Genomic DNA, 8,521 nt, shown 5'->3' with positions numbered 1-8,521 from the left:
GGCGACGACGCCGAGGCGGGTGCAGCCCGCCGCGGCGACCGCGGCGACCGCCGCGACCGCGGCGCGGGCCGTGCCACCGGCACCGAGTACGAGCGGCTGGCACGGGACCGCGCCGCGCATCACCCGGCGCAGCGCCATGCTGATGCCGTCCACGTCGGTGTTGTAGCCACGCAACCGACCGGCGGGCCCAACGACGACCGTGTTGACGGCGCCGATGACCGCCGCCGTCGCGTCCACCTCGTCGAGCAGGTCGAGCGCGACGGTCTTGAGCGGCATGGTCAGGGACAGCCCGACCCAGTCCGGATCCGTGCGGACCCGGGTGAGTATCGCGGCGAGCCCGGTCTCGTCGCAGTGCACGGCGGTGTACGTCACCGCGAGACCGAGCCTGGCGTAGGCGGCGGCATGCAGCACCGGGGAGAGCGAATGGCCCACCGGTGCCCCGAGCACGGCGGCGCGGGCGGGGCTCGACGACGACGCGGTAGCCGCGACGGTCGCCGACGGTTCCACGGGCCGACGATGGCACTCAGGGGGCCGGCTGCGGGCCGGGGTCGTGCCGACGGGAACGATCTCCGGCACTACCGGGCCCTCCTCATGCTCGCGGCCTCATGCTCGCGGCTTCCCTCGCACTACTCACGGCCCCCTTCACGCCGGTACTGGGCCTCTGCCTGCTCCCACTCCCGCTCCGTGGTGGCGAAGACCGTCACCTTGCTCTGCGGCATGGAGACGAAATAAAACCACGATCCGTCGGTCGGTTCCAGCGCCGACCGCAGCGCCCAGACGCCGGGGTTGGAGATTGCGCCCGGCGGCAACCCTTTCACGGCCCGTGTGTTGTACGGGTTGTTCTGAGAGAGTTGTTCCCTGGTCAACGGCCCCTCGTACCCGTCCGTGGCGTAGCGAGTGGTCGAGTCCATGTCGAGCCGGCCGAATCTCCCCGACGTGTCCTTGAGCCGATTGTAGATCACCCGGGCCACCTTCGGACCCTCGTCGCGGTTGGCCACCTCCTTCTCGATGATCGAGGCGATAGTGACGATGTCCTTCGGCAGGACCCCGATCGCGGCGGCCCTGCCCTCCAGATCGATCGCCGCGGTCTCCCGCTTGAAGCGGTCGACGAAGGAGCGCAGCAGCTGCTCGGGCGTGGCCCCGGGCATGAGGTCGTAGGTGGACGGGAAAAGATAGCCCTCCAGCAGGTTCGGCGGCGCGTAGGACGGCAGGCCCAGCTGGGTAGGGTTCTTCGCGATCGCCTCCAGGTCTGCCATCGACGTGCCCGGGAGGCGTTCATGCAGTGCCGTGAGAACCTCACGGACGGTCATGCCCTCCTTGATGACGAACTTGAACGGCGCGGACGAGGCCGGGTCGAGCAGGGCCTCGAGCGCCGCGGCGGCGCTCATCCTGGTGTGCAGACGGTAGGTGCCCGGCTGGATGCCCAGCGACTTCGGGTTCGCGGCGGCGGCCTTGACAAACGCGGCGACACTCGCGGTCACGTTCGCGTCGTGCAGCTCCCCGGCGATCTCGCGAGTGCTCGCCCCGGCCGGGATCTGGACCACCGCGATGCCCTCGCCGGAGCCGGAGTAGTCGGCGGGCTCGCCGGTCGAGATGTGCCCGACGACCTTCCCCACCCCGTAGATCCCCAGTCCCAGCAGGGCGGCGACCACGACGAGCACCGCGATGAGCTTCGGCAGCGCGCGACCGCGCCGGCCGCCGTCGGGATCGGGCTCGTCCCAGCCGCCGCCGTCGTCCCAGGCGCGGTGGTCCCAGTCGACCCCGGCACGGTCGTCCGGGTACTGATCGTCGGCGTAGCGATCAGCCGAGTAACGATCATCGCGCTGGCGGGCCCGACGGCGACGCGAGTAGGGGTCCTCGTCGAGTATCTCGTCGAGGTCGCCGCCGGTCACCTCTCGCCCGACGGCGGGACGGCACCGCCCGGGGCCCGGGGGTCGTCTCCCGGAGCCCGGACCACGCCGTCCGGACCCGTGACCGGGGCGGCACACCCGATCGCGCCAGGCGCGCCGCTCCCCCGGCGGCTGTCCAGGTCGTGCTGCAGGATCTGCACGGCTGCCTCCTGATCCACGAGACTCCGGCGGGCACGCGAACGAACGCCACGCTCGGCCATCCTGCGATGAGCCGCAACCGTGGTGAGCCGCTCGTCCACAAAACGCACGGGGACGGGTGCGATCCGCTCGGCGAGTACCTCGGCGTACTGCCGCACCAGCCGGACCGCCCGGCCTTCCTGCCCGGACATCTGTCTGGGCAGGCCGACCACGACCTCTACAGCCTGCCGCTCCCGGACGATGAGGACAAGCCGATCGATGTCCGCATTGCCCCGTCTATCCCTGGCCAGGGTAGTCACCGGAACCGCGAGCACGCCGCCGGGGTCGCTAGCGGCGACCCCGACCCGCACCGAGCCGACGTCGACCCCGATCCGCACCCCGGGCCGAGAAGCCCCGGGCCGGGAGCCCGAGCCGCTCACCGCGAGGCGTGCTCGGCCACCAGCCCCCGCAGCCTGGCAAACACCGCCGGCACCAGCTGTGGGCCCCCCCCGCCGCCCTGGGCCACGTCCGGCTTGCCGCCGCCCTTGCCACCCAGGCTCGCCCAGGACTGCCGCACCAGGTCACCGGCGCGCAGCCCCCGGCCGCGCGCGGCGTCGTCGGTCACCACAACGATCGACGACCCGTCGGCCTTGGCCACGGCGACGACGGCGGGCCGCCCGGCCAGCCGCCCACGCACGTCCAGCGCCAGCAGCCGCACGTCGTCGGGGGCGGTGCCGGCGGGCACCTCGGCGGTGACCACGGCGACGCCAGCCACCTCCTCGGCACCCTCGGCCAGCGCCCCGGCCCCGGCGAGCACCGCGGCGGCCCGCAGTCGTTCCAACTCCCGCTCGGCGTCGCGCAGCCGGCCGACGATGTCGGTGACCCGGTCCACCAGCTCGTCCGGACGGGCCTTCAGCGCGGTGGACAGCTGCGACACCAGGAGATGCTCGCGCGCCAGGTAGCGGAAGGCGTCGAGGCCAACCAGCCCCTCGACCCGGCGGGTGCCCGCGGAGATCGACGCCTCCGACAGCAGCTTCACCGCGCCAAGCTGCGCGGAGCTCGCGACGTGCGTGCCACCGCACAGCTCGCGGGCGTAGTCGCCCACATCGACGACCCGCACGGCGTCGCCGTACTTCTCGCCGAACAGCGCCATCGCGCCGAGCCGGCGGGCCTCCTCCTGCGTGGTCACGAAGGCCCGCACCGGCAGGTCACGCAGGGCGACCTCGTTGATCTCGTCCTCGACGTCGGCGAGCACCGACGGCGGCACCGCGCCGAGGGCGTGGAAGTCGAACCGCAGCCGGCCCGGGGAGTTCAGCGAACCGGCCTGGGTCGCGCCCTCGCCCAGCGCGCGACGGAACGCGGTGTGCACGAGATGGGTGGCGGTGTGCGACCGGGACACCCCGCGGCGACGATCGGCATCCACCTCCGCGAACACCTCCGCGCCAAGCCGCAGCTCGCCGCCGAGCACCCGCACCCGGTGTAGGACCAGGTCGGGCACGGGCCGCTGGACGTCGAGCACCTCGACCTCGCCGCCGTCGAAGCGCAGCCGACCGAGGTCGGGCTCCTGGCCGCCACTCTCGGCGTAGAAGGGGGTCGCGTCGAGCACGACCCCGACCTCGGTGCCCTCCCCCGCCGCCGCCAGCCCCGCGCCGTCGGCGATGCCGATGAGGCCCACCACGCCGGAGGCCCGGCTGAGCTCCTCGTACCCGGTGAAGGTCGTCGGGCCGGAACGGGCCAGGATCGGCCGGAACGCGGACAGGTCGACGTTGCCGATCCGCCGCGCGGCCCGGTCCGCCTTCGCAGCCTGCCGCTGGCGGTCCATCAGCCGGTGGAAACCCGCCTCGTCGACGGACAGGCCCGCCTCAGCGGCCATCTCCAGCGTCAGGTCGATGGGGAAGCCGTAGGTGTCGTGCAGCTTGAAGGCCGCCTCGCCGCCCAGCATGGTCGAGCCCAGGGATCGGGCCTGGCGCGCCGCGGTGTCGAAGATCGTGGTGCCGGTGCGCAGCGTCTCGGCGAACGCCTGCTCCTCCGCGACGGCGACCCCGGTGATCGTCTCGGCGTTGTCGACCAGTTCGGGATAGATCGTCCCCATCGCCGAGCCGACGACCGCGAACAGCTCGCTCATCACCGGCTCGTGGGCGCCGAGCAGCCGGGCGTTGCGGATCGCCCGGCGCAGCATGCGGCGCAGCACGTAGCCGCGCCCCTCGTTGGAGGGGACGGCGCCGTCGGAGATCAGCATCGCGGCGGTGCGGGTGTGGTCGGCGATCACTCGCAACCGCACGTCGTCGGCGGGGTCCGCGCCGTAGCGCCGCCCGGTCAGCCGGCCGGCAGCGTCGAGCACCGGCCGGGAGACGTCGATCTCGTAGAGGTTGTCGACGCCCTGGAGGATGGTCGCCATCCGCTCCAGGCCCATCCCGGTGTCGATGTTGCGGGCCGGCAGCTCACGCTCGATCGGATAGTCGTACCCGGCGCCCTCGCCCCGCTCGTACTGCATGAAGACGAGGTTCCAGACCTCGAGGTATCGCTCCTCGTCCGCGATCGGACCGCCCTCGCGGCCGTAGGCGGAGCCGCGGTCGAAGTAGATCTCGCTGCACGGCCCGCACGGCCCGGGCACGCCCATCGACCAGAAGTTGTCCTCCTTGCCGCGGCGCTGGATACGCTCGGCGGGCAGCAGCTCGCGCCAGATCCCCTCGGCCTCGTCGTCGTCGAGGTAGACCGTCGCCCACAGGTCGTCGGCCTTGAAGCCGAACCCTTCGGTGAGCAGCTCGAAGGCGAACGGGATCGCCTCGGCCTTGAAATAGTCGCCGAACGAGAAGTTGCCGCACATCTGGAAGAAGGAGGCGTGCCGCGCGGTGTGCCCGACATTCTCGATGTCGACCGTCCGCACGCATTTCTGCACGCTGGTCGCCCGCGGCCACGGCGCCGGGAGATCCCCGAGAAAATAGGGCTTAAACGGCACCATGCCGGCGTTGACCAGCAGCAACGTCGGATCCTGGGCGACCAGTGAGGCGCTCGGGACGACGGTGTGCCCGCGCCGGGCGAAGTGGTTGAGAAAGCGGCTACGGATCTCGGCCGTGTCCATCGGGTTCACGTCGTCCAGACTCGTGGGAAGAGGTTCGACATCCCGGGCTGGCGCGCTGTAGGTCGGGCGCGCCTTCCGGGCTGCGGTGAGGGCAGGTGCCCCCGGCCCGCGGGCGAGGGAGTCCTCAGGGCCGCCGGGCGCCGGGGACGAGCCGCATCGTGCGTTCGGCGTCGTCGAGGTCAGCGGGGTAGCGCGGCGCGCCGGAGCCGGCGGCCTGCGCTGCGGCGTCCCGGGGCGGGGCAGCCCCGACCGCATCGCCTCGGTCCGCTTTGTCGCCTCGATCTGCTTCGTCCGGATCACCGTCGAGGCCGAGCGCGACACGGATCTCCTCCTCCCGCTCGGCCGCGGCCTCGCGCACGTCCGCGAGGAACTCCTGTACCGACTGTACGAGAGAGCCGGCCAGGCTCGTCGGCGTCAGGGAGGCTGCGGCCTTCGCCACCTGGCGCACCACCACGACGCCGGCCGCCGCCCCGAAAGCGAGATAGAAGATCCTCGACATCTACCGGCCTCCCCTACGCCCGCCCGCCGCGCCGGCGGCCGTGGGCACCGACGGGGTCTTCTCGCCCGCGGGCTGCGGGCCGCCACGCCCGGCCGACCGGCGCGCCGCCTTCTCGGCCTTCATCTGGGCCGTCACCCGGGACTCGACCTCCGAGCGGGTCCGCTTGGCCGCCGCCTGGCGCACGCCGTAGCTGAACGCCGCGACACGCACCATCGGGCCGCCGAGCGTCGCCGCGAACAACGATGTCAGCGAGGAGACGTTGGTCGTGATCGACTGCACGTTCGCCGTAATCGCATCGACCCGGTCGAGTTCTTTGTTGACGTGCGAGAGTGCCAGATTGACCTCGTCGACCGTCGCGCCGGCCTGCCGGACCCGGGCGGTTCCCTCGTCGAGGGCGAGACCGGTCTGGCGTACCCGGGCCGCGGCCTCATCGAAGATCTTGCCGAGCTTGAGCAGGACGTAACAGCCGAAGAGGACGAGCACCGCGAACGCGCCCGACGCGATCAGGCCCGCGACCGCACCACCGGACATATGTGCTCCTGCCTCCATCGTCGTTGGGCCGGTCCCACCCACCCGATTCGATCCGCCGTGCCGCGGGCGCCACCCAGCCGACGCTCCTGGAGTGACCTTACCGAGACGGCTACCGGGGCCACGGGTAGCCCCCACGAGAGAAGTCAGGACGGCGAGGAGAACGGTGGGAAGGGCGGCGAAGAGGGCGGTGGGGACGAGCCCGGGGACGGCGGTGGGTCACCGCGTACGACGCCACGCAGCTCACGGACCCGATCGGCCGCGCGGCGCTCGAAGCCGTTACCGCTCGGCTGGTAGTAGTAGGTCGAGGTCAGCCCGTCCGGCGGGTACTGCTGACGCACGACGTTGCCGGGGGCGTCGTGCGGGTACAGGTAGCCCGCGCCGTGGCCGACCCGCTGCGCGCCGCGGTAGTGGGCGTCGCGCAGCTGCGCGGGCACCGGCCCGGCCCGCCCGGCACGAACATCCGAGGTGGCGGCGTCGATCGCCCGGATCACCGCGTTCGACTTGGGCGCCAGCGCCAGGTGGATGACCGCCTGCGCGAGCGCCAGGCGGGCCTCGGGCAGGCCGACGAACTCCAGCGCCTGGCTGGCCGCGACCGCGACACCGAGCGCGCCCGGATCGGCCATGCCGATGTCCTCACTGGCAAGGATGATCATCCTTCGAGCGACGAACCGGGGATCCTCGCCGGCCTCCAGCATCCGCGCGAGGTAGTGGAGGGCCGCGTCGACGTCGCCGCCCCGCATCGACTTGATGAAGGCACTGATCACGTCGTAGTGCTGGTCCCCGGACCGGTCGTAGCGCACTGCGGCCCGGTTGACGGCCCGCTCCAGCAGGTCGAGATCGAGCCGTGGCCGCGGGTCGACAAGCGCCTCGGTGTCTGCACCCGCCCCGGCATCGGCACCCGCCCCGGCGTTCCCGCCCGGTCCGGATTCGCGCTCATGGGCTTCGAGCAGCGCCTCGACCCCGGCCTCCAGGCTGGTGAGGGCCCGGCGGGCGTCACCTCCGGCAAGGCGGACCACGTGCTCGCGGGCCTCGTCGGACACCGACAGCCGCCCGTCGTACCCACGCGGGTCGCGCAGCGCCCGGGCCAGCACCCCGCGGATGTCGTCGTTGGTCAGCGGCTCCAGCGTCAGCAGCAACGACCGGGACAGCAGGGGGCTGACCACGGAGGAGAAGGGGTTCTCGGTGGTGGCGGCGACCAGAGTGACCCAGCCGCGCTCGACCGAGGGCAGCAACGCGTCCTGCTGCGTCCGGGTGAACCGGTGCACCTCGTCGATGAACAGCACTGTGCGCGCACCAGACGTTGACAGCGTCTCGCGAGCCTCATCGATGACGGCGCGGACATCCTTCACTCCGGCGGTGACCGCGGACAGCTCCCGGAAGCGTCGCCCGGTCGCCCTCGACACGATGTGCGCCAGCGTGGTCTTGCCGGTGCCGGGCGGTCCCCACAGCACGACCGAGGTCGTTGCGCCCCCCTCGACCAGCCGGCGCAGCGGGCTTCCCGGTCCGAGCAGATGTCGCTGGCCCACGACCTCGTCCAGGGTCCGCGGCCGCAGCCGGGCGGCGAGCGGAGCCGCGCGGTCCACCCCCGGACCGCTGCCACGCTGATCCCGGGGACCGGCGAACCCCGAGGCGGAGCGGGACGCCGTCCCGGCTGCCGACGCATCGGACGCCCCGGCACCAGCCCCGGCAGCAGCGGAGAGATCGGCGTCGAACAGGCTCACCCGTTCACCGTACGACCGTCGTACGACCGTCGGGAGGCACGATCAGCCCGGAGCACGGCAGACCGCGGCCCCGACGGCGGCCCACCGAAGCAGACATATTTCATACAACGGCATAAGTATCTTAAATTGGCCCTTACGACCCCACGCCCATTTCCCCGACCACGCTCGGACCACCAGAGCTTCATTGCCAATGTGCCGGAACGCGGCCAATGTGCCGGAACGCGCGGCGAACGGGTAGTGCGCCGCGCGTCATCCGGCACAATCCCCCGAGAGACCACACTTCGTTCACGTCGGACAACCGAGCCCCAATGGTGCGCGTATTATCATTCAGCTAGTCCGTTCAGCTGCTCGACTGAGCACACGTGCCACCTTCGTGGTAATGCACGGTGTTCCGGACGGAACCGCGCCCGAAACCGACCCGGGAACCGGGCCGGATTACGAAATCGCCCTGACCAGCCCAGATCGCGACGACGGGCTACCGCACCGCACCGCCAGAACCAACCAGCTCACCCGGAGACCGAAACCCTGCCCCGGAGAGGTGCCACCCGATGACCGTGCTACAGCCGCCCCGCGCCCTCGGAAACCGTGCCGCCGCATCACGCGGGCACCGCTTCGACAAGAACAGCGCGATACCCGAAGCTCCGATCGCATCAGCCGAGCC

7 protein-coding genes are annotated in these 8,521 nt (G+C 71.9%); all 7 read right to left on the bottom strand.

Going from position 1 to position 8,521, the window contains the following annotated elements; genetic code table 11:
- Positions 1–576, bottom strand: a 576-nt coding sequence (locus tag AC08OU_RS18730) for a shikimate dehydrogenase family protein (protein ID WP_476605420.1), incomplete at its 3' end; no start/stop codon positions are given.
- 50 nt (positions 577–626) lie between these two features.
- Positions 627–1,892 (bottom strand): endolytic transglycosylase MltG, encoded by a 1,266-nt coding sequence (mltG, locus tag AC08OU_RS18725; RefSeq protein ID WP_476601507.1) that lies wholly within the window; start codon positions 1,890–1,892, stop codon positions 627–629.
- A complete protein-coding gene (ruvX, locus tag AC08OU_RS18720) occupies positions 1,889–2,467 on the bottom strand; it encodes a Holliday junction resolvase RuvX (protein ID WP_476601508.1) in 579 nt (192 codons plus the stop codon). The genes mltG and ruvX overlap by 4 nt, the downstream gene beginning before the upstream one ends.
- A complete protein-coding gene (gene alaS, locus AC08OU_RS18715) occupies positions 2,464–5,109 on the bottom strand; it encodes an alanine--tRNA ligase (protein ID WP_476601509.1) in 2,646 nt (881 codons plus the stop codon). Before alaS ends, ruvX begins: the two co-directional genes overlap by 4 nt.
- Before the next feature lie 124 nt (positions 5,110–5,233).
- Positions 5,234–5,608: a hypothetical protein gene (locus AC08OU_RS18710; RefSeq protein ID WP_462186050.1), complete on the bottom strand. Its 375-nt coding sequence runs from the start codon at positions 5,606–5,608 to the stop codon at positions 5,234–5,236.
- Entirely contained in the window at positions 5,609–6,139 is a 531-nt protein-coding gene (locus tag AC08OU_RS18705; protein WP_476601510.1) for a DUF948 domain-containing protein, read from the bottom strand.
- Between the two features lie 143 nt (positions 6,140–6,282).
- Positions 6,283–7,722: a replication-associated recombination protein A gene (locus tag AC08OU_RS18700; RefSeq protein ID WP_476601512.1), complete on the bottom strand. Its 1,440-nt coding sequence runs from the start codon at positions 7,720–7,722 to the stop codon at positions 6,283–6,285.
- Positions 7,723–8,521 lie beyond the last annotated feature (799 nt).

The sequence above is a fragment of the Frankia sp. CcMO1 genome (assembly GCF_977945845.1).
Note: the sequence above shows the minus strand (reverse complement) of the source record. Positions and strands in the feature narration are given on the sequence as shown.

Coding starts and splice junctions, on each gene's coding strand:
- alaS (WP_476601509.1), bottom strand. CDS start 5,109: ATGGACACGGCCGAGATCCGTAGCCGCTTTCTCAACCACTTCGCCCGG.
- AC08OU_RS18710 (WP_462186050.1), bottom strand. CDS start 5,608: ATGTCGAGGATCTTCTATCTCGCTTTCGGGGCGGCGGCCGGCGTCGTG.
- AC08OU_RS18705 (WP_476601510.1), bottom strand. CDS start 6,139: ATGTCCGGTGGTGCGGTCGCGGGCCTGATCGCGTCGGGCGCGTTCGCG.